Annotated in this window: 15 protein-coding genes; 4 read left to right on the forward strand and 11 right to left on the reverse strand. The window is 44.2% G+C overall.

What is annotated here, in order from left to right; genetic code table 11:
• Positions 1 to 963, reverse strand: coding sequence for an N-acetylneuraminate lyase (locus tag AB4114_RS04855; protein WP_441987400.1), 963 nt, complete (start codon positions 961 to 963; stop codon positions 1 to 3).
• Between the two features lie 167 nt (positions 964 to 1,130).
• Between AB4114_RS04855 and AB4114_RS04860 the strand changes: the two genes are divergently transcribed.
• Positions 1,131 to 1,997, forward strand: coding sequence for an AraC family transcriptional regulator (locus AB4114_RS04860; protein ID WP_441987401.1), 867 nt, complete (start codon positions 1,131 to 1,133; stop codon positions 1,995 to 1,997).
• Positions 1,998 to 2,112: 115 nt separating this feature from the next.
• On the opposite strand, the gene AB4114_RS04865 is transcribed toward AB4114_RS04860, so the two are convergent.
• The 7 genes from AB4114_RS04865 to AB4114_RS04895 form a co-directional block, all read right to left on the reverse strand.
• On the reverse strand, positions 2,113 to 7,200 hold the full coding sequence (locus AB4114_RS04865; RefSeq protein WP_441987402.1) for a CBM96 family carbohydrate-binding protein: 5,088 nt from the start codon (positions 7,198 to 7,200) through the stop codon (positions 2,113 to 2,115).
• Between the two features lie 99 nt (positions 7,201 to 7,299).
• Entirely contained in the window at positions 7,300 to 8,895 is a 1,596-nt protein-coding gene (locus AB4114_RS04870) for an extracellular solute-binding protein (protein WP_441987403.1), read from the reverse strand.
• 56 nt (positions 8,896 to 8,951) lie between these two features.
• A complete protein-coding gene (locus tag AB4114_RS04875) occupies positions 8,952 to 9,842 on the reverse strand; it encodes a carbohydrate ABC transporter permease (RefSeq protein WP_441987404.1) in 891 nt (296 codons plus the stop codon).
• Between the two features lie 3 nt (positions 9,843 to 9,845).
• Positions 9,846 to 10,820 carry an ABC transporter permease gene (locus AB4114_RS04880; protein WP_441987405.1) on the reverse strand — a complete coding sequence of 325 codons (975 nt, stop codon included), beginning with the start codon at positions 10,818 to 10,820 and terminating at the stop codon, positions 9,846 to 9,848.
• Between the two features lie 180 nt (positions 10,821 to 11,000).
• Positions 11,001 to 13,325: a helix-turn-helix domain-containing protein gene (locus AB4114_RS04885; RefSeq protein ID WP_441987406.1), complete on the reverse strand. Its 2,325-nt coding sequence runs from the start codon at positions 13,323 to 13,325 to the stop codon at positions 11,001 to 11,003.
• 45 nt (positions 13,326 to 13,370) lie between these two features.
• Positions 13,371 to 14,990 carry a response regulator gene (locus AB4114_RS04890; RefSeq protein ID WP_441987407.1) on the reverse strand — a complete coding sequence of 540 codons (1,620 nt, stop codon included), beginning with the start codon at positions 14,988 to 14,990 and terminating at the stop codon, positions 13,371 to 13,373.
• Complete coding sequence (locus AB4114_RS04895; RefSeq protein WP_441987408.1) at positions 14,971 to 16,770, reverse strand: sensor histidine kinase; 1,800 nt, start codon at positions 16,768 to 16,770, stop codon at positions 14,971 to 14,973. The genes AB4114_RS04890 and AB4114_RS04895 overlap by 20 nt, the downstream gene beginning before the upstream one ends.
• A gap of 177 nt (positions 16,771 to 16,947) precedes the next feature.
• Between AB4114_RS04895 and AB4114_RS04900 the strand changes: the two genes are divergently transcribed.
• From AB4114_RS04900 to AB4114_RS04910, 3 genes are all read left to right on the forward strand, one after another.
• Positions 16,948 to 18,306 (forward strand): ABC transporter substrate-binding protein, encoded by a 1,359-nt coding sequence (locus AB4114_RS04900; RefSeq protein WP_441987409.1) that lies wholly within the window; start codon positions 16,948 to 16,950, stop codon positions 18,304 to 18,306.
• An 88-nt stretch (positions 18,307 to 18,394) separates the two neighbouring features.
• Positions 18,395 to 19,333, forward strand: coding sequence for a carbohydrate ABC transporter permease (locus tag AB4114_RS04905; protein ID WP_441987410.1), 939 nt, complete (start codon positions 18,395 to 18,397; stop codon positions 19,331 to 19,333).
• An 11-nt stretch (positions 19,334 to 19,344) separates the two neighbouring features.
• A complete protein-coding gene (locus AB4114_RS04910) occupies positions 19,345 to 20,184 on the forward strand; it encodes a carbohydrate ABC transporter permease (RefSeq protein ID WP_436245602.1) in 840 nt (279 codons plus the stop codon).
• A 78-nt stretch (positions 20,185 to 20,262) separates the two neighbouring features.
• Here AB4114_RS04910 and AB4114_RS04915 read toward each other — a convergent pair whose 3' ends face one another.
• Genes AB4114_RS04915 through AB4114_RS04925 form a run of 3 tightly spaced genes read right to left on the reverse strand, consistent with a single transcriptional unit; the run spans position 20,263 to position 22,947 of the window.
• Positions 20,263 to 21,066, reverse strand: coding sequence for a polysaccharide deacetylase family protein (locus AB4114_RS04915; protein ID WP_441987411.1), 804 nt, complete (start codon positions 21,064 to 21,066; stop codon positions 20,263 to 20,265).
• Between the two features lie 16 nt (positions 21,067 to 21,082).
• On the reverse strand, positions 21,083 to 21,994 hold the full coding sequence (locus AB4114_RS04920) for a carbohydrate ABC transporter permease (RefSeq protein WP_441987412.1): 912 nt from the start codon (positions 21,992 to 21,994) through the stop codon (positions 21,083 to 21,085).
• Between the two features lie 2 nt (positions 21,995 to 21,996).
• Positions 21,997 to 22,947 (reverse strand): ABC transporter permease, encoded by a 951-nt coding sequence (locus tag AB4114_RS04925; protein WP_171628453.1) that lies wholly within the window; start codon positions 22,945 to 22,947, stop codon positions 21,997 to 21,999.
• Positions 22,948 to 23,028 lie beyond the last annotated feature (81 nt).

A 23,028-nucleotide genomic window follows, 5' to 3' on the forward strand; every position in this document is an offset into this window, starting at 1 on the left:
CTAATGTCCGATGCCCGTATTGCTTCGGTGACGACACAGCACGTTACTCTCAACGTAGAATACTCTGATTTGTTCACATTCTTTTACGGTAAACCGTTTAAGCGGCTGGCGGACGGCCCACGATGAGATAACGCCCTGCAAGTAAAGCATATATTTCTCATAGGGGATAACATCGAACTGAATCATATGCGCGATCACCTCGTTGGCTTCGGATTGCATCGCCAGCAGCGTTGGCATATGAGGCCGCTCTTCTGCCGCTATCAGCTTATACATCTGTGCGAACAAGCCGGGCATCATGTTGAACGTGCTGCCAATGGCACCGTCTGCCCCTGCATAAGCGCCTCCCGAATAGATCTCGTCATGTCCATTGAAAATCAGGAATTCACTGCCGCATCTTGCCCGAATCTGCTGCATCTCAAACAAATTCAGCGACGTGAATTTCACTCCGATGCATTGCGGATTACGGCTCATCTGCTCGTAGAAGTCCATGGACAAGCTGACCCCTGTCGCTCCTGGGAAATGGTAGACGATCATCGGGAGCGGGACCGCAGCCATAATGGCCTCGTAATGCTCTCGGATTTCTTTCATCGTCACCTTGTAGTAGAACGGAACGACAGCCGATACTGCGTCGACGCCTTGCTTTTCCGCGTGTTTGGCAAGTCTGATCGATTCCAGCGTGCTGATGCAACCTACGTGCGCAATAATTGTAACCCGCCCAGCAGCAGCCCTAACCACCGTCTCCAATATTTGTTCCCGCTCACCGCTAGTCAAAATAAATCCTTCTCCAGTGCTTCCCCCCACATAAAATCCATGAATGCCCTGACTAATTTGATGCTCCACTAGATTTGCCAAAGATTCAAAATCGATTGCGCCATCCTCATGCATCGGTGTCAGCAGCGCCGTAAAAATACCGCGAAACGTAGATCGTTTTTCATTGTTTATAGTTTCGTTGTTAATCGTCATACTCCTATTTCCTCCCTTGGCGCCATAGCGCTTGTTGTGAATCGTGATGATTGTATTGTAGCGCCAGGCATGGTGATGCGTTTCTCATTTTTTTATTAAAACTCTCATTTCTTTATGAAACCGACTCAATTATAATGAAGCTAAAACGGAAGGGAGCCAAAGGTGCCATGTACCCGCAGTACTTGTTCGAATACCCGAATGTCGAAACAGACTTTCCTTTTTATATGAAAAAAAAGAAGTACACCTCGGTCCCGTCACATCGCCACGACTTTATCGAATTATCATTCGTGCTTGAAGGGACGGGCAAGGAACGCATCAACGGTACCGAGCATAACTTGCAGCCCGGCACAGTCGTTCTTCTGCTGCCTTACCAGATTCACGAATATGATGCCACGCCAGGCGAGACGCTGCAGATGTATATTTGTAATTTCGATATGAAGCTGCTTACTGCGGGCCCGGAATCGGCCTGGGGCGTGTACGAGCTTCTAATTGGCAGCGACAATCCCAGATCAACGCATATCCGATTGGAGGGCCACGATTTCGAGGAAGGGCTGCTGCTATGGGAACGGTTGTACCGGGAATACGAATCGTCGAAAGCCTGGAAGCCGATCATGCTGCGAGCGTTGCTTCTCGAAGCATTGGCACTGTTCGTTCGAGGCAGCGACAAGCCAGACGGAAAGCGAATTGAAAGGCAACACCCAAAAAATTCCAAGAGCATCTGGCCTATTGTCCAGTACGTTTACGACCATTATCTTGAACCGTTATCGCTGACATCATTGTCCGAGCAGTTTCATATACATCCGACACAACTCAGCACGCAGTTCGGAAGCGAATTCGGCATCCATTTCATCGATTTCCTTCATGAGCTTCGGATCCGACACGCTTGCAGCCTGCTCATTTCCTCGGATTTGCCGATCTCGCAGATCGCCTACGAATCCGGTTTCTCTTCCTATCCCACGTTCTCCCGCTCCTTTCTTCGCACGAAGGGAATGTCGCCGCGCGATTACCGGGAGCAGCAAGGGCGAGAGCACTAAATCTCTGTTCTCCTCCGAAACATATTAAATCCCTCCATTCCATTTGAAAATAAATTTTGGACCGCCTTATATTAGAAAAGCCCGGTCAGAATTATCTCCTAACCGGGGCAGGCCATTATTCTAGCGCGTGGGCAAGTTCAATCAAGATGTCTGCCAACTCGTTCGGAATCCGTTTTCCTTTTTGCGCTGATATCTCGTTCACATAAGCGCCATACTGCGAATGTTCCAGCTTTTTGACAAGCGAGTTGATCACTCCGTTCGATCCAGCACCGGTTACGAATCGCTGTGTTACTATCATTAAGCTGTCCCTTGTCACTTGAATTGTGTAGCTTGATGTTTCGATTGAAGTGTTGCCTGCTGCATCCTCAGCAGTTGCCGATACCTGATGTGTGCCCAACCCCAGCATATAGGCAGGACTATCAACCAGCAGCCCGTTACAATTGCTGTAAACAATGCCCGATACGCTATCCGTGGCCGAACATGTTATCTTCACATTCTGATCGACAGTAAACGTGCCAACGCCGGAAATCTGCACGACCGGGGAAGTCTGGTCAATTTTTAATGTAACCGACTTAGCTTGCTCCACATTACCTACAGCATCGGTTGAGCGGTATAACAACGTATGTGTTCCATCTTCAACAAACCTAAGTTCCTGCGTATATGGCTGCCATGTGACACCGTCATTCAAACTATACACAGACTCTGTCACACCGGATCGATCATCCGTGGCGCTCAGGTTAACTTTGACAGCAGATACGTACCAATCATTATGCTTCGTTCCGGCAAGCGCAGCAAAAGTAGTTGGCGGGGTATCATCTGTTACGACCCACTGCATGGAACGAAATTTATTGGACAATTTGCCGTCGCCGATCCCGCCCCCCCATTCGATCCAACCTTTCCTACCGTTACCATCATTGTCATTAACCAATAAAGAGAAGCTGATGACCCCGTTCCTTTCAGCTTTAATCGGTGTTAATTCCGACCAAGGAAGCCCCAACTCGTAAATCGTTTCGTGCTGATTTTCATCTCTCGTGACGACAAGATCGCCATTTGTCACCAACCCTTTACTTACTCCCGGTGGTGTAATCCAGCGATAAATTTGCGGACCGTTTGGTGTTTGGGAAATCCCGTATTCATACCAACTGAGACTCTCTCCCGGGAGTCCGTTCGAAATTGCGAATTGAAAGCTGTCATTTTTATAAATGTCCGCTCCGGTAAAGGGTGCAGTCATGGTGTTATCTTTGACCCTGGCTGTGATATACAGACGATTCGAATCGAAGTTAAGCCAAAATTTCCCACTTAAATCACTTGCGCCTTGATAACCTGTCATCTTGACTGTACCCTTGGACAGGTCGATTGTGGAGGAAGCGGCTGCCGTTTCTGGATCGAGCCCTCCGCCAACGTTTACCGTCCCTTGCATAATGGGATTGAATTCAGCCGTTCCTTCATAAGTGAATGGATCGAATTCATCAAAGTAGACCGTGACTTTAAGCGCATTGGTTACCCCTAGACCGTAACCGATAAGCGGAATATCATATACATCTGCGGAACTGGACTGAACCACAGCATGTATGTCCTTCGTTCCCGATTGCGTACCGAACTTCCATTCGACTTTTTTAACTTGCAATCCTTTGGTGGCAGAAAGATTGTTAATCTGAATTTGAAGCGTTTTGGTCATCGTATCTACGTCGGCAAAAATGGGACGAACCTTGACTTCATAGGACTGGAGAGCTGTAACCGCACTCCTTATCATGCCGATCTTGTCATTCCCTTTCGTCAAGTAACCCTTAACCAAGCGGACTCCGGGTTCATTCAGATTCGAAACGGTCAGCATTTGGGTAACCTTATGACCACCCTCGGCAACTACCGGATATGACTCGCCTTCAACCTTCAAGCTAAATGAGTATGATGCAAATGTTGTATTATCGGTTTCCAATGTCAGATTGATCGGATCACCAACCCGAGTGGGATCTCCATGCAGGGAGAACGTGGAATCCTTTTCGACTCCGGAAATATGCCCTTTTATAAAAAGCGGCTCATCGTTTAATGTCACATACACATTCCCATTATAGGGGACGTAGGTTTCTGTATTTCCCATCATATCCGTGATTTGGATCGAATTGGTGGTATGAATAACAGCCGGGACCGACGAACCTATTGCCCACAAAGCTCTTATTTGTTCACCGTTCTTTTCAAAAACGTAACTTCGGATGTCAGTATCCGTCGAATCCTTACTTACGAACTGTGCGCCGCCAAGTGCTCTTGACATGGTCGCATAAGCCGCGTAGGCAGGCTTAGGCGTGTAAGCGCCCAGTTTATCATTCGGATTACGGATGATGCCGAAATTATCTTCGTTATAATTGAGCTGAACTCCATCGTTCATAAAATCGTACCACATAATTTTATCGATGCCGTTCGCGATTGAAACGACGTAACCACGAATCAGGTAGTCCGCCTGCTTCTGTTCATCCACTCCGCGACTGTCCAGTTGCGTCGGCCAGCCTGTCTCGGAGATCCAGATCGGTTTCAGCTGCCCATTATTGTAGGTCCGAATCAAGTCCTGCAAGCCTTTAATTTGACTTTCCAATCGTTCCGGCTCACCGGGATAAACATAAGGATGAACGGAAATCACATCCAAATATTGCATGCCCCCAAGCTGGAATACTTTTTCCATCCAATTCAAGTCGATAGCCATGACCATGCCCACGACAGGCATGTCAGGATGCGCAGCCTTGACTGTTTCATATGTTTTTTTCAGCAATGGAAAATAGTTTTCCGGTTTGGAATCTGCCGGACCGTTTCCTCTGTCCCCGAAGCTTCCGTTGAATTCGTTGAAAACCTCGACGGCATCAAGCTGGCCATCGTAACGATCCGCATATGCTTTCACATAATTGGCGAATCCTTCACGGCCCTCATCGGTATAGGGGGTGCTATTGTTATCGTAAAACGGGTTGTTGAATCCGGAAACAAACGTGAAATCAAAATGATCATCATTCAACTTCGCCATGTAATCATCAGGAGAAGGAGAAAAGGTGTATGAACCCTTTTGCTTTTCAATACTGTTCCATTCTCTGCCGTCCCGAACCATATCGATTCCGGCATATTTCATCATTTTTATCATATTAGCAGCATCTGCCGGCGGGATACGGTGCAGATGGGTAGCCATCCCGAACGGAGAATTCGCATGCCCCGATTGATCTAAAGGAGAAAGCACGGCAAACGGAGTTTTGATGGAAACGGGATCGCTGATGTTCGATTGGACCTTAATTTGTAGAGTGAAATAACCGAACGTTGTAAAAGGAACGGTCAAAATAGCCTCGCCCTGAACAACCGGACTGATCCCTTCGGAAACCGCAGCTCCTTGATAGTCATAGACTGCCCACGTTACGCTTGGTCTTGTAGATATTACCTTAAATTGGATAGCCTCATGATCCATAAACACATTGCCCGGACGAAGCTGTACCAGTTTCGTGGATGGCAACATCGTTGTAATAAAAGGGCCATCCGTGCTCCATTGATTCAAGCCGTTCACGGCCTCAACCTTAAACGTGTACTTTTGATCGATTAGCAGCCCCGTAACCGTATAAGAGCTTACAGTACCGGCAACCGTCCCCAGGAGGATTCCGTTTTGATAGATTTTATAACCAGTTACGCCAACAGGGTCCGCCGCAGCCGACCAGTTTAATTGTAAGCCCGTTTCATTGGGATTCGAAACGGTGAGGCTTCCTCCGGACGGCCAATTGGGAGCGTTTGCATTTACTCGATCTGTGGAAAGTTCCAGATACGGCCGGTTCACCGTGTTTTCCATGCTGTTAATTTGCACAGCATGACCTTGTGCAGCTTGCTCCAAGAATGCGAAACTGACCGTCTGATCCAACGCCTTTTGCCTTTTCACAAAAGCAGTCACATCGACTTCATACCAGCCCGCTGTTTTGCCTACATCGATGTTGGCGATGTAAGTATCAATAGCTGGCTTCGTATTCCAAGTTACCGTGTTGGCTTTCCATGAATCGTCCACCATACCAAATACTTGGACACCAATTGTCGAATTCTCGGTATCAATGGCATAGATCTTTAATTTGGCCGACCCAATCTCGCTGGCATAATATTTCAAATCATACTTCATATACGTTTGCCGGTTTAAATTGGCGTCTGCATCAAAATTCTTCACACCTAGCAACGCAGCTGTTCCATAGTTATCATTCGCGTTCCCTCCGCCCCGGACATAGGTGTCCTCGAGTGGCAGAATAACCGTCTGTTTCGGGTTAGGCAACGTTACGGTCACATACGGCCCGTCGTTACTCCATTGATTCAGGGCATTACCGCCTTCAACCTTGAACGTAACCTTCTGTCCGACCTGCAATCCTGTCACCGTGTACGAAGTTACCGATCCGCCAACCGTTCCGATGACATTTCCGTTTTGATAAATCGTATAGTTTGCCACGCCTGCCGGGTCTGTGGCCGCCGTCCAGTTCAATTGCAGGCCTGTTGCGCTTACATTAGAAATATTGACTGCCCCCCCAGACGGCCAATTGGGAGCGCTTGCATTTACACGATCAGTGGAAATTTCCAAATACGGACGGTTCTCCGTATTCTCCACACTATTGATGTTCACAGCATGACCTTGTGCAGCTTGCTCTAAGAACGCGAAGCTGGCTGTCTGATCCAACGCTTTCTGCCGCTTCACGAATGCCGTCACATCGATTTCGTACCAGCTCGCTGTTTTGCCAACATTGATATTGGTTATATAATGTTCGGGAATCGGCTTGGTATTCCACGTTACCGTGTTTCCTTTCCATGCGTCGTCTTCCATGCCAAACACTTGAACGCCGATCGTTGAATTCTCAGTGTCAATGGCATATATCTTTAACTTGGCCGATCCGATCTCACCTGCAAAAGAGCTTAAATCATATTTCATGAAAGCTTGTCGGTTAATATTAATATCCGCATCAAAACTCTTTACACCTAGAGTTGTAGAGGATCCAAAGTTCGTATTCGCATTCCCTCCATTTCTGACATAGGTGTCTTCGCTCGGATTTAATTGTGAGATAACCGGATTAGATGGATTAGATACCGCAGCTAAAGCAGACATTTTATCGTTTGCATAGGGAACAAGCGGAGCAACAAAACCTTGGAGCAAAGCAGCTGTCATTGAAAAAGCTAAAACCATACTCGTTATTTTCAATTGCATCTTTTTTATCATTTACTCACCTCATATCGTTATTTTAAAATAGTTGCCAAGCGCTTTCCCCGGACATGATGGACATCCGGAAAAAGTACTTGCCAATTTCGGTACAGATTGTTATTTAAAATTGTTCTTGTTCTTCTGATACCAATCCTGGACCTGTTTATCTACGTTATCTCCGCCGAGGCGCTTCCATTCTTTGCGGAGGTCGTTCAGTCCATCCTGGGCTGTTATGGACTTCCCACCGGTAACCACTTTCGTTTCAATCTGAACAGCGATCGGTGAGAACGTAGAGATCAACTGGGTTAGTTCAGGAATATCTGGGCTGTATGGTATATCCCTCCGGTATGTATTCTTCATCGTCAATTCGAGCGATTTCGCCTTCAACTTGGCATAGTTCTGAGATATCTCATCTTTCGCCGCCATGTCTACGATTAATTTAGGTGTCATCATCGAATCGATCATGAGCGCGTATTCGCCAGCATAACTGACTTCCTTGATAAATTTGTCCTGATTAATTGTCTGCCGAACGCCATCAACTGTTTTATAATGTACGTTCTCCTCCCCATACTTGAGAGGTACCCATCCATCCGTCAGCATCCAGTCTATAAATTGTATGGCCGATTTGATCTGGTCTTCCTTCATTTTACTGTTAAATACTGTAAATACACTCGGTGGCGCTTCCTGATATAAGCCGTTCTTACCAAACTTGGTACTGACCGATTCGAGCGGTGTCAACTTCGCATCTGGCACATTTTTCAGCAAATCGCGATAGGCGTTATCCATACTCCCCGCACCCCATTGGCCCAAATATATGCCTGCTTTACCGGTCGTCAACAACTGGGTTGAGCGCTGAAAATTAGTGTCTGTAATATATTCCTTGTCGATAAGCCCTTCGTCAAAGAGCTGCTTCTGGAATGCAAGCGAATCCGCGTAACGGTCAAGGAGCCTGCCGTATTCCAGCTTGCCGCCTTCCACATACCACTGATTTTCCTGTGTGAAAAATAATGCGCGCAAAATACCGACACCGCTACCGCTTAATGAAATCGGAATAGTGTCCGCTTTGCCGTTGCCATCCGGGTCACCGTCTCTAAATTTGCGAGCGACTTCGAGAAATTCCTCTGCCGTAGACGGAGTCTTTAGACCTAGCTTATCCAGCCAGTCCTGACGAATCCACATGCCGTGATTGGCGACCGTATCACGCGCGAACGAAACCGCATACGTTTGACCGTTGACGTTCAGATAAGGTTTAAGCTCCGGGTGCTTCTCCAGATAAGCTTTATACGCCGTGCTGTATTTGTTGATATAATCGCCGATCGGCTGAATTACGCCTTGATTGGCCAACTGGCTGATGTAATTTCGGTCATATTCCCAGATCAAATCAGGTGCTTCACCGGAAGCGATCAAGGCGTTCAATTTGGGCTGCGCCTGGCTCCGGGTAACGGGAACCCATTTGACATTTACAGGTGATTTCTCGTTGATCCACTTTGTCCACCGGTTGTTTTCATAAGTACCTTCCTCCGTCGGCACTGCACCTCGATCAAACATCGATACGCTGATTTCCTTCTTAGGTCCCGTACTTGGAACGGTGGTGGAGCCGGGTGAAACTGAAGACTGTACAGAAGAAGTATCCTTGGAACTACATGCGGCAAGCATTGTTAAAGACATGGTTATAGCGAGAATAGCTTTTCCCGCTTGTTTCAACTTGCTCATTCTTTCATCCCCTTACATGTATAATATTTATATCAAGAGCAAGTTCGCTCTGGATATCAACCTTTGACCGATCCGATCAAAACACCTTTGACAAAATATTTCTGAAGGAATGGATATACGCACAGAATCGGCAACACGGCTATGACAACAGCTGCTGCTTTAATTGCTTCCGGAGTAAGCAAAATTCGTTCCACGGCATCATTTCCTCCAATATTGTTTAATAAATTCTCGTCCACCTTGTTAACCATCTGATACAGCTTCACCATAACAGTCAATTTGGTCGACTTTGTGATATAGAGCATCACGTTAAAGTAGCTGTTCCACCAATTAACGGCATAGAACAAAGATAATGCAGCCAAAATAGGCTTGCAGAGTGGGATAAAAATCTGCATTAATATTCGCCAATCACCAGCGCCATCCATCGCTGCAGACTCTTCAATTTCTTCCGGCAGCCCTTCCATGAATGTTTTCATCACAAACATGTTGTAGGTGCTGATCAATCCAGGCAGCCAGACGGCCCAATAGGAGTTCATTAACCCCAACATTTTGATGAGGATAAAGTTGGGAATAATGCCGGCGACAAACAACATCGTAATCGTGATCATCATTAGTATTGCGTTTCGACCAAGAAGTCTCCGTCTAGAAAGCGGATAGGCTGCCAGAATTGTCATGATCATATTAAGCACCGTTCCAACTAACGTGACAACAACCGTGTTACGCATGGCTACGAATAGCTGACCATCGTCAAACAAACGTTCATAGGCGACTATATTAAACTCGATCGGCCATAAGAAAACTTCACCGGAATTAATCGCCCTGCTGCTGCTGAAGGATGCCACTATTTCGTACCAGAACGGGAACAAGGTCATTAATGAGATTATGCCGAGAATGAGGTACATACTTATACTTGCCAATCGAGTTAGAATCCCTTTGCTCGTTATACTCATTGCTTACCATAGCCCCCGTTCACCGGTCATTCGAATCATCCGGTTAACACCAACGATCAGGATCAAGCCGATGGCCGATTGAAACAGTCCGATCGCCGTTGTATAGCTGTAGCTCATATTCTGTAAACCTACCCTATACACATAGGTGCTAATTACATCTGCAACATCAAGTACGGAATTGTTTTGTAGAACGAGCGTTTGTTCCAATCCCACATCCATCATTTGACCCATCCTAAGAATAAGTAGAACGGCAATCGTACTGCGAACACCGGGTAATGTAATGTGCCATATTTGGCGAAGCTTGTTGGCACCATCCATCTTCGCTGCATCATAAAGCTGCGGATCGATCGAGGCCATTGCTGCCATATACAGGATCGTTCCCCACCCGGCTTCCCTCCAAGTGCCCGACAACGTATAGATTAGCGGCCACCAGAACGAATCTGCCATGAAATAGACGGATTCCCCACCGGATATTTTCTTGAGGACCATATTCACAACTCCCGTGCTTGGTGACAACACGGCAACCACAATTCCGCCCAGCACTGCCCATGACATGAAATGGGGAACGTATAAAAAATTCTGTACAATACTCTTGTACCATTTCCTGCGGACTTCATTGAGCAGAAGAGCAAGGACAACCGGAATTGGGAATCCAAAAACGAGGCTGTACAAGTTAAGTACGAGTGTGTTTCGTAATATCCGCCAAAAGTCAGGGCTGGCAAAAATCATTTGAAAATGCTTAAGTCCAACCCACTGGCTTCCGAATACACCGTCTGCGAACCTATAATTCTTAAAAGCAATGATTTCTCCGATCATTGGAGCGAATTTGAACAGCAGATAAAAGCTGATCACGGGCAGGAGCATCATATACAAATGTTTATCCTGCATCATCCTTCTCCAAATCGATTGTCTAAACGTTCTCGCTTCAACCCTTTGCTTCCCGGTCCGCAATTCTGTTGCCGGGAGTCTAGCCTTCATATCGTTTCACCCTCTCGTTAAGTCTTTTCCCAAACCTTTCGTTCGGTTACAGTTTGATTGTAGGAGGGCTGACAAGAGAAGGAAATAGACGTGTTATGAGGTATGTGCCTTTTTTTGTATATTGCCTGGTTACATTTCTTTAGGGTGGTACCTTTATCTTGGGTTTTTGCTCATTAAAGCTTACTCCGACGCAGAATTCGCTCCTATTCCGAGCACCCACTCCCGATATTCGGTGGGCGTCATGCCCGTATATTTTTTGAAAGCCCGAAGGTAGCTGCGTGTATTTGTATACCCAACCCATTCTGCGATATCGTTAATCTTGCGGTTCTTAACAACAAGCAGCTCCTTGGAAGCATTGATCCGGATCTCAATCAAATAATCAATGAAGTTTTTCTCCGTATATTCTTTGAACAGCTTGCTTATATATGACGGATTTAATTGAAATTTTTCGGACAGCAACTCAAGGGAAAATTCACTCTCACGATAATGTTCTCGAATGTAAACCAACAACCTGTCAATTGTCTTATTGCTTCCCCGTTGACTGCGTTTTCCTTCAATTTTACCCGCTAATCCTTCAAGTACAGTTTTGACGATCTGCTGCATATCCTGCCAATTGTCGCATTGATGAATCCGTTGGTGGAGATTACCCATCTCTTCAAGTGATTCTTCCGTATTTATGCCGATCGAAGCAACGACCTGCAATGATTTCATAATCAGATCGTAGGAGAGCTGCCTTATCAAATCGGGAGATAAGCTGCCATTTACCGCTTCTTGAAACAATTCCGTTATATATCCCTCTAATTTCTCGTTTTCTGTCTGCTTTAACGCTTCTACAATTCGATCCGTCATCTTTATCATGCGGTAATAGTCCTGATTATCATGCCCCAGCAAATCTTCTATAGAAATGACCGAATGACTGCCGATGACCATTTTGTATTGCAGGGCTTTTTGCGACTCTTCGTACGATATCGGGATATCCTTCATTTCCTGATAGCATCTTCCTACACCAATGGTCACCTGAAGCCCGAATTGCCTCTTCATGACATCCAAAACCAACTCGAGAACGGCCAATGCACGCAGATGGTTTTGTTCCATATCTCCTTCTGCAAAGCTAAAAACGATGGCAGCGAAACCCACTCCTAAATCAACTGCAACCCCCGAATTTTCCATATTCATCAACTCTTCCGCAACGTTGCATAACGCATACGTATACAAGGTTTCATCTTTCGGGCTAACACCGCCCTCCTTACTGATCTCGGCTGTACACACGACAAACCATTCAGAAAACAAGTTAACTCCAGTAAATTCCAGGTGATGGCGCACGGATGCATACTCCGTTCTATAGCCGGACAGCATGTCCAAGATGATTCTCCATTTCAATACTGGCTTGGAATCCCGGACCTGCTTCTCTAGTTGTTCACGATCTACAAACATTTGGTCGAATACCGTTTCAAGGTAACCCAGCCCAACAGCACTTCTCATCGGCTCATCTTCAGGATGGACTGGCTTGAACGCTCCTGACATTTTCCCGGCTAATCGATCCAAGGGCTTAAAGGTCCGCCGGTTTACGTAAAAAAGAACAGTTAGACCTAAAAGAACCATACCGGCGGCAAACGCAATCATTAAACTCCGTGTAGACTCCAAAGGCTGATATACGTTTGATTTGGGAATAACGCTGACAATTCGCCACCCCGTATATGTAGAGGCTGTATAAAATATCGATTGCTCAATCCCCTCCATTTTCACTGTGAAATATCCACTTCCGTTATGGCTCAGAATCTGTTGAATATAGGGAATGTGTGCCAAGTTCTTATATAATTGCGTTGCGTCGTCATGAGTCACAATGTTTGCTTGATCATCCATAATGAAGGTATGTCCGCCCTGGTCTTCTTCATACACATCCTTGATCATCCGATAAAGAACATCTACACTGATATTGATGGCAACAAGTCCCTTTCGATATTCAGGGCTGCTGATCGATGGATAGGAACGAATCAGCGTAACGACATCCTGTTGTTTTTCACCATCCCACACTTTATGAGTAGTCAGCCATTTTGAATGCCCTTTCATTTTGATATAAGTAGCCAACCAGCTGTCTTCCGAGTCACTTCTCTTCAAATACGTTTTATCAGTCAGTATATCGCCACTTGCCTCTGAATAAAGGAATATTGAAGCAAACAGTTCATTCGTATGCACAGCCGTTTTCAGTTTGTTTGATAATCCAAAAAAATTCGCATATTTCTGAGCTGCATCATCATAACTGTCATACATAAAATATACATACTCTAACTCCTGCGACATATTGAGCAAATCTTTCTCCGTTTGACGAAACACGATCTCGATTTTATCATCAATTTGCTTCAACAAAGCAACATGAGTATTCTTCAGATCCTGCTCCAATCGTCCTACGGTACCCGCATAAGACAGCCAAAAAGATAAAAAAATTATCGTTATGAAAACCAAACTGTAAACAAACATGACCTTTCTTGAAATGCTGAATCTCATAGACTACCCCTCTCTATTACAATCACTCGCATTATATCGCTAGTCTTATTGGCGGAATTCAGTAGGAGTCATCCCGATCTTCTTCTTGAAAAGCCGACTAAAATATTTTTCGTCTTGGTACCCCACTTGATTGGCGATTTCATACGTTTTAAGATTAGAGCCGAGTAGCAATTCCTTAGCTTTATCCATCCGAACCTGGGTTACATAGTCAGTTAAATTTATGCCTTCGACCTGTTTAAACAAAAAGCTTAGATAGACTGGCGACACAAAAACTTCTTTGGCAATGGTATCCAAAGAAAGGTTACTTGCATATTTGGTTTCTAACATCGTTTTAGCAGCTTCCACAACGTTATTCTTGCCGGATTTTCGCAAATCAACGGTTAACTTGAGCAAATGACGAAGAAACGTTTTGCAGATTTGACTAAGTTCCTGCAAGGTAGCAGCGGCTACAACGTATTGAATTTGCTCAGCCGTCAATAGATGATCCAATTGCATCTTGGGATGCAATTCGGAAATAACGCTGGCGCTATAAATCATGGCTTGCAGACTTTCCGTTTTCGTTAATGGAATTGTAATCTCCTTCTCTTGCAGTTCATTGAAAAATGAGTGCATCCAATCCTCTAATTCCTGAAGATTACCTATCTTAAGTGCCATTCGCAGCCGTTCATAAGCAGTTGATATTTCTTCAGCTGTAGACGCTTCAGTTATTAAAGACTCCCGTCCATCGTTCTTTCTCTTGCTCTTTGACATTTCCCAGTCTAAGTCATCAATAAAAATGACTTCGTTCGGTCCAGTGTAATATTTATATTCCAAGGCCATTTGAGCCTGTTCATAGGCCATCTTCCCTTCGAGAACCAATTGTTCATTATGGGCTGAGATCCCGACGGTAACAAAGTATTTTAATGTTTGCTTAATATTTATCACCAAATGCTGCAGGTCACGGCGAAGTTCCTCCATCGCAAATGACATATTAATAATCATCACAAACTGTCCGGATTTCTTCAGAAAGATGCATTTATTTTCCCATCGTTGCAACGTTTCCTCAGTAATATTCTGGATAGCGAAATTCATCAGTTGTTGATCTTCATAATTATAATTTCTGAGGGTTTCGGGATCCTGCTCGATTTGCAGCAGGACTATTCGGAAAGGCTCCACGGTCAATGGAACCTTCAGGTAGGCAGTTTTCTCCCTAAACAACTTCTCGTTAAGTCGAGCTCCTTCCAGTAAGCTTCTTAAAAACCTGTCACGGATTAGAGGCATATTTTCCTGTAGTTGGTGGTTGCGTTGGTTTTCTTCCTCCCATTCTTTTTTTATTTTAATGAGCACTTCTAACATCATATCCGTGTCCGGCGGCTTAAGAAGGTAATCCGAAGCTCCAAGCTGAAGTGCTTGTCTGACATAGTCAAATTCATCGTGGCCGCTGAGAATGATGGATTTCATTGACCATTTCCGATTGCGAATTTCTGTAAGCAATTCCACGCCCCCCATGATTGGCATTTGACAATCCACTATAATCAAATGGGGCATTAGGCATGCCATTTGCTCCAAAGCCTTTCTCCCATTTTCAGCCGGTGGAAGCCATTCAAAGCCGTATTCCCCCCATGGAATTAACATGCTCAATCCTTTTATAACAATCGCTTCATCATCAATGACCATGACTTTCATATAGTTTCCCCCATTGTGTTTCATTTTCAATGATTGGAATTCTTACAATCACAGTGGTGCCGATATCAGGAATACTGTTGATTTGCAGGGCATATTCAGGACCAAACATCATCTGCAACCGTTCGTTCACATTTCGCAAGCCATAACCGCCTTTACTTCGTACTGGTATATATAACAGTTGTTCCACCTGATCCGGATTCATTCCATTACCATTGTCTTGAACGATCCAAACAATATCACTTTCTTGAACATAAGAACGAATTAATAGAACTCCTTGGCGATCCGTAGGCGGTTCGAACGCGTGTAGGATGGCATTTTCCACAATAGGTTGGAGAAGAAGCTTCAACGTAATAAAATGGCCAATGGTGGAATCGATATGATAAATGGGAGTGAATCGACTAGGAAAACGTGCATGTTGAATATTGATATAGGCTTTGATTTGATTCATTTCATTTTCTAATTTGTAGTAATCTTCACCCTTATTCAGCGAAAGCCGGAACAATTCGCTCAACGATTGAACGACTTTAGCCGTTTGGTTATCTCCGTTGATTTTTGAACTAAAGAAAATGTAATCCAACGTATTGTACAGGAAATGTGGCTCAATCTGTGCTTGAAGTGTTTTCAATTCAATCATTTTCTGATTCGTTTGACTGATATAAACTTTCTGAATTAGTTCATTCAATTGGGCGACCATTTCATTATACTTTTGCGTGAGCAGCCCGATTTCATCTTTCGACTCCACAGGGACCTTTTGATTAAAGTCCCCTCGTTTAAAATTGTTCATAGACCGAAGCAATTTCTTAATAGGCAGTGTAATGCCTTTAGAAAGCAATATAGACATCACAATCGCAATTAGCAGGAGTGAGAACGACAATATGATCGTGCTGCTGAGCACAATGCTATATTGCTTTTGGATGTCGTCCATCGGAGTAAGGCTCACAATATGCCATCGATATAGCTCAATAGACGTGTTCGCAGCTAAATATTTTTTATTTCCTATTTCATAGATCCAGGTTTGATTGGGCTGAAGCAGATTTTTAATTCCGTTCACATTGTCCTTAAAATGCTTGCTCATTTCTTTATCATCCAACTTACTTGCAACGAGTCGATAATTGTCGTCGAAGAGAAGCAGATTGGTCGTCCGACTGATCTGCACATCTTGGATGGCATCTCTTATGGCATCTCTATTAATTCCAAGAAAAAACATCCCCAACTTTTTGTCTGCATCATACAAACTTAAAATACGTCTGCCTAGTACGATATCATTGTAATTATGTGCGTATATAAACAGAGAAGAGCCCGAATAATCCAAGTGAGACTGGCCGTTACGCGCAGCCGTAGCCATATATAATGGGGACTCTTTAAATTCTTCATAGGGTACCACCTGCCTGAAAAACTCCGAGAAATCCTTAAACATAAAATCATTTTCTCCATACAAAACAATAAATGATATATACTTTTTTGCTTGTTTCAAATTAGATAAATAATTGAAAATTGTCTTTTGTGGATCACCAATATACGAAGGAGCAGTTTGGCTTAGCATCGATTGAATGGTTTCGTTCCCCACAATAAAGGAAGAAAGGTCGGTGGCATCATCCAGCATATGCTTAATATTGTCGGCAATAAGCCGGATGATTTGCACTTGATTCTGCATCGTCTGTTTCTCCAAAAAACGGGTTGCTATGTAGTATGAAAAGCTGCCAAGCCCAATGACGGGAATAAGCACGAGCAAAATGAAGGAAACAAGCATTTTGGTTTGCAATGTTTTGAATTGAAGCATCCTGTTTTCTCCTCACTTATGTTAATTACTAGCATTATAAAGCTTTGCAAACGTCTAAGGTATAGCCTTTCCCCACTTGCTTGAATAAGTCCACTAATCCTTAAAATCGTCACATTGTAATAAAATTCGAGAACATTTACGATAAATTTGTATCCAAATCATCAAGGAGGGGTAAACATGAAACAGTTAAAAAAGCCTGCAACGATCCTAATCAGCCTCGTAGTACTGGCAAGTGTAGCGTTGACAGGCTGTAGTTCTAACAAAGAGGAAAAAAGTGCATCGAACACAACTCCGGCAGCATCAACGAAAGAAATCGATTGGAAAACCGTGAAAGCGGATATACGTTTCGTCTATCCGGGAACATCAGAGGCAGAAAAAGAGTTAGCCGATCAATTTAAAACAAAAATGAAAGAAAAGTATCCAAACGTCAACATTGAGTACATGTTCTTATCCTGGCAGGATATGGAGAAGAAGCTGCCTATTATGCTATCCTCTGCCGATTATCCGGATATAACGATGACTCAAGACGTCACAAGCCTTATTCAGCTGGATGGATTGGAGGATATTTCTCCTTATTTCAATAAAAAAGGCGCAGCATTGAAAAAAGAAGATTTTCTCCCAGGAACACTGGAATATGCGTCCAAAGGAGATAAAATCTATTCCGTTCCGAATCTTGCCAACTCCTTTACCCTCATGGTAAATGAAAAAATGTTGAACGAAGCTGGCATGAAAATTGAAGAATTAAAAACTTGGGACAGCCTGGAGAAAGCAGCACAACTCATGACGAAAGGCGATAAGTACGGCTTTGGTTATCCGCTAGGCGTAGCTCGGTTTGCTTTCAGAGTTCCTTTTACGGCCGCATATAGCAATGGGCTCCTGCTCAGCGATACTACGGAAGCATCAAAGAAAAAATATATCGAGACGCTAGATCATTTCAAAAAATTAGAAGCCTACGGTCCGAAAGCACATTTCACATGGGGCTATCCGGAAATGTGGCGCTCGTTTAGCAACGGAGAAGTGGGCATGGTTGCTGCAGGAACCTACTTTTCTGCTAATGTGTACAGCATCAATCCGGACATCATTAAGGTAACCAGAGCGATTCCTTATCCGAAGGGACCTTCTGGGGACAAGGCACAAGCACCGGTATCGAGCGTTGGAGTAGGCATGTTCAAAGGCAGCAAAAATAAAGATGTTGCATGGAAGCTAATCGAAGAGTGGTCCTCTTCCGAGTTTAATACGTCAGAAGCAGCTGTAGTAAACGTCACTGCAATGAAAACTGCAAATTTGGATGAGATCGTTAAGAAGGCTGAAAAAGTTTACCCAAAAGCCATTGATGGTCACAAGCGAATTTTGCAAGACTTTAACCAAATTCTAGTCAACAATGGTGTACCCATGGCTACCATCGTAGGGCAACCTGAGATAGAGACGCTTGTGCAAGATAATATGACGAAGCTTCTCACGGGAAAAACGAGTACGGAAGAAACGTACACGGCTATCAAAGATGGGATCAATAAAATAAAAGATAAGTTCAAATAACGTTTGTAAGCATGCATCGGGGAACCGACAGGAAGTTAAAGTCGCTGTTCCCCGTTTTTTTTACTCTTATTAAGGAGGTAGTTCACCTATGGACACGCCAATCAAACAACCTAATTCTTCTATTGCGTTAAGAAATAAACATAACCGTTCCCTTATCAAACGGTATGCTTTCGGATATTTGCTGCTTGCGCCAGTCGTATTATATGTGGCCTTGTTTCAATTTTATCCGTTGTTCGATACGCTTCGTCTCAGCTTCTTCAAATACTCACTGCTTCATGGCGGTGGCACGCAGTTTACGGGCTTGAACAACTATAAAGAGTTGATTATGGATGATGATCATTTCTGGTTCATTCTTAGAAATAGCCTTGTTTGGGTTATTGGTTCAACATTGCTCCAATTTCTTATAGCCGTTCCAGCTGCACTTATCCTAAATCAGAAGCTTCGCCTCAGGGGCCTTTGGCGTGGGTTAGTTATGGTTCCATGGGTTTCTCCTGTTGTTGTGATCGGCATCATTTGGAAATGGATTTATGACGGACAATATGGGTTGCTCAATTACTATTTAAAGCTGCTGCATCTGCTTCAAGACAACATCGTTTGGCTCGGGAACGAATTTTGGGTGTGGCCATCATTGCTGCTCACTTCTACTTGGAAAGGGTTCCCCTATGTTACATTAATGCTGCTATCCGCACTGCAGGGAATATCCAGTGAGATGAAGGAAGCAGCAGAAATTGACGGGGCGAACAATTGGCAGAGATTTCTTTATGTCACACTACCTTCGTTAAGACCGATCATGTATGTCACAGGTATGGTTTCACTCATCGCTTCTTGGACGAAGTTCGAAATGATCTGGGCATTGACCAATGGTGGACCGGGTTATACAACCAGTATTTTGCCGACCTATTTATACACCCATGCATTCGTTTATTTGGATTTAGGTAAAGGCGCTGCTATTGGAACTTTATCGATGCTGATTGTGTTGATTATGGTATTTGTTTATGCAAGATTGTTTGGTAAAGATAATAGTTAAGGGGCGAGAACATGAGAGAAACTTACTTGATGAGAATATGGAAATACACGATTTTGTTTCTATTATTAGTTTTTACCTTAGTACCTTTTCTTTGGCTATTGGATACTTCATTCAAGAGCGACGAAGCCATATTTGCCTCTAAACCGACTTGGTGGGTATCACCTTTTACTTTGGATAGTTATACATGGGCTCTAGGAAAAAAAGGGATCCAGCTTGGAAAACTGTTGTCCAACTCTCTGATCACATGTGCGATTACCGCGCTGATAACGGGTTTGATAGCTTGTATCAGCGGTTATGGTTTAGCCAGATATAAAGTTCCAGGGATTAAACTCATATTCGTACTGCTCGTATTGGCGCAGATGATTCAAGGACCAATGATTATGATTCCATGGTATAAGTTTGCATCCTCGATGTCGCTTTTGAATACCAAGACAATACTTGTCATGATTTATTGTACGATGACAATTCCTGTTGGCGTCTGGATCATGAGCGGTTTTTTCAAAACAATCCCGATCGATTTGGAAGAAGCGGCCTACATGGATGGCGCATCGAAACTAAAAACATTGTTTGTTGTTGTGATTCCCCTTGCTTTGCCCGGGTTAGTCGCCATTAGCCTCTATTCCTTTATTCTTGGTTGGAACGATTACCAATACTCGCTTATTTTAACGAACTCCCTTGCTGCGAAAACTGTCCAGGTTGGCATCGCTGAGGTGATGGAAAGCATGGGTTCGACCAATTGGGGAGGCATTCTGGCCAGTGGTGTAATTATCATCCTTCCAATTATTCTGATCTTTGCTATCATTCAGAAATTTCTCATTGAAGGTTTAACCGCCGGAAGTGTTAAAGGATAATTTCTACACAATAACGAGTGTTAAGAAGGCTTGTAACCTTTAACACTCGTTTCAAAGTTTCTATCACAAACATCTATTTCACACAAATAGTCTTTTAGTTTCTCCAGGCTTTATTTCAATGGCTTGTCCTTCCAAGCTGAACCACACGGACAAGGCAGAAGGATTATGAACCAGTTCCCCTGAAACAGCAAACCGTAATTGGTGCAATGCTTTGACGTAAAGGACGATTTCAATATTGGTCGCATACCATATATCGGGTTGCTGACCGATCAATTCACCAAATCGCTCAAGCTGCTCCCAGTTTTGATTGTTATTAAATTCATAACTGTGACCCCATACATATAGCAAAGACATTCGAGGATGACGCGGTCGATCATCAATAAACTTTTGGCCGTATTCCAGCATATCGCGATGGTGGCAGGTAGGAGACCACAGCAACCACTCCTCCGGCATGTCAAAGCTTCCATGATTGATTGTAGTTCGCGCATACTCCACTCCCAGTGCAGGAAGCAGCGCCACAACCTCCTTGTTCCAAGCGCCGTGTGGGTATGACAACCCCTTGACGGGATATTCGGCAAGCTGCTCCAACTCCCGGCGATCCTGCAAGATCTCATCGGCAATTCTTTCCTTTGGAGACAAACTCAGATATGGATGGCTGACCGTATGAGCTGACACCTCATGCCCGCTAAATAATTCTTTCACTTCCGAACGATCCAAATAACCTGGTTTTCCCAAGAGTCCGGAATTCAAGTGAAACGTCCCCCGAATGTCGAAATCATTCAAAATACGAACCATTCTCCGGTCGAATTCCCGTCCGTCATCGTAACTTAGCGTCAGAGCTTTGCACTTTCCGCCGGGAAATAGATCAAAACGAATACGCATACCATCCCTCCAAATTTCAACCTTTTATGGAACCAATCATAGCTCCTTTTATGAAATATTTTTGCAGCCATGGATATATTAATATGATGGGGCCTATCGAAAGCAGCGCAATGCCAGAGCGGACGTTGCTCATCGCAAGCTGCGCTTGCTGCGCATTATTATTTAACATCAAATCATTGCTTTGTTCGCTGATGGATGCCAGCATTTCACGCATAATCACTTGGATAACCGTCAAATTGCGGTTCCGAATATAAACAATGGCATCAAACCATGCATTCCAATGCTCGACTGCAGCCCAAAGGGCTATGGTAGCCAGTACAGGCGTCGAAACCGGCAAAATGATTCTAAACAGAAGCGTCAAATAACCGGCTCCGTCGATCACGGCGGATTCCTCCATAGCTGTATCCAAGGACATAAAATAATTTCGCATGATAATGATACTGAAAATGGCAACAGCTCCCGGAATGATGAGAACTAGAAAGTTGTCGAGCAGCCCCAAACTACGAATGATCAGATAAGTCGGGATTAACCCCCCGCTAAAAAACATAGGGATGATGAAATAAGTGGTAAGCCCCCCGCGAAAAGGAAGTTCTTTCTTGGCAAGCGGATAAGCGGCCAGTATGGTAAATAAAACCTCCAATACAGTCCCGAAGGCGGTACGTAAAATCGAGTTCATATAGGGCCGAACGATCTCCCCAGTGGAGAGCAAATACCGATAAGCTTCAAAGGACCAATTATTTGGCCAGAAATGGAAACCGAGCGTAGTCGCTTCTCTTCCGTCGGAGAAAGATAACACCACCACCTGCCAGAACGGATAGAGGATGACCAATGAAAAAATAACCATAAACATGCTGTTTAGACCAACAAACCACCAACCGGGTTGGAGTCTGACGCGGATTCTGCCTGTTCTTTGCTGCACTTGCCTCATGTTCACCACACCCCATAGTCGTTGAATTTACGCACAATCTGATTCACTGTGACGAGCAGAACAACCCCCACCACGTTTTTGAACAACCCGACTGCAGCGGAATAATCTAATCTAAATTCGACGAGACCCGCCCGGTACACATAGGTATCGATAATATCTCCAACTTCATAGACCAACGGACTATACAAGTTAAGAATTTGATCAAACCCGCCGGATAAAATGTGACCTAAACGAAGTAGAAATAAAATAGTGATCACAGGGATAAGCGAAGGCAGTGTAATATAAATCATCTTGTGAAAACGGTTAGCCCCGTCTGATTCCGCCGCTTCATAGATTTCCGGTGAAATCGAGGATATCGAAGCCAGATACAGAATCGACGCCCAACCCACTTCCTTCCATGCATCGGAAATAAGCAGAAGAGGGATAAAATAAGTTTTACTGGATAAAAAGTTGATCGGTGTTCCGCCGAATAAGGTAATGACGTAATTGACTACCCCCCGCTGTGGGGAAAAGACCTCAACGACCATGCTGGCAATAATGACCCAAGACATGAAATGCGGTAAATACGAAATGCTTTGTACGGTCCTCTTAAATTTATTGTGCATGATTTCGTTGATCAGCAGCGCAAAGATGATCGGGAACGTAAAGCCTACCGCAAGCCGCAGAACGCTGATGATGACGGTATTTCGGAGTGCTCTTATAAAAACGAAATCATGAAACATATTTTTAAAGTGTTCAAAATTATTCCAGGGGCTGTCCCAAATACCAAGCCCGGCTTTAAAGTCCTTAAAAGCTATGATCACGCCATACATCGGCGCATAATGAAAGATAGCAAGATGCACGACAGGCAACAGCAAAAGAAAATACAACATTTTCATTTTTTTTACTTTTTTCCACTTCAGAGCTCTGGATGGTTTCGCTTTAATGACTGATGTTTCAACTGAGATAGCCATGTTCCTCCGCCTTTCTAAAAAGTGGGGAGACTTGTCTCCGACAAATCTCCCACGTTCCATATCTTATTCGTTTTTCCTATA

The sequence above is a fragment of the Paenibacillus sp. 2RAB27 genome (assembly GCF_052115445.1).
Classification (GTDB): domain Bacteria; phylum Bacillota; class Bacilli; order Paenibacillales; family NBRC-103111; genus Paenibacillus_E.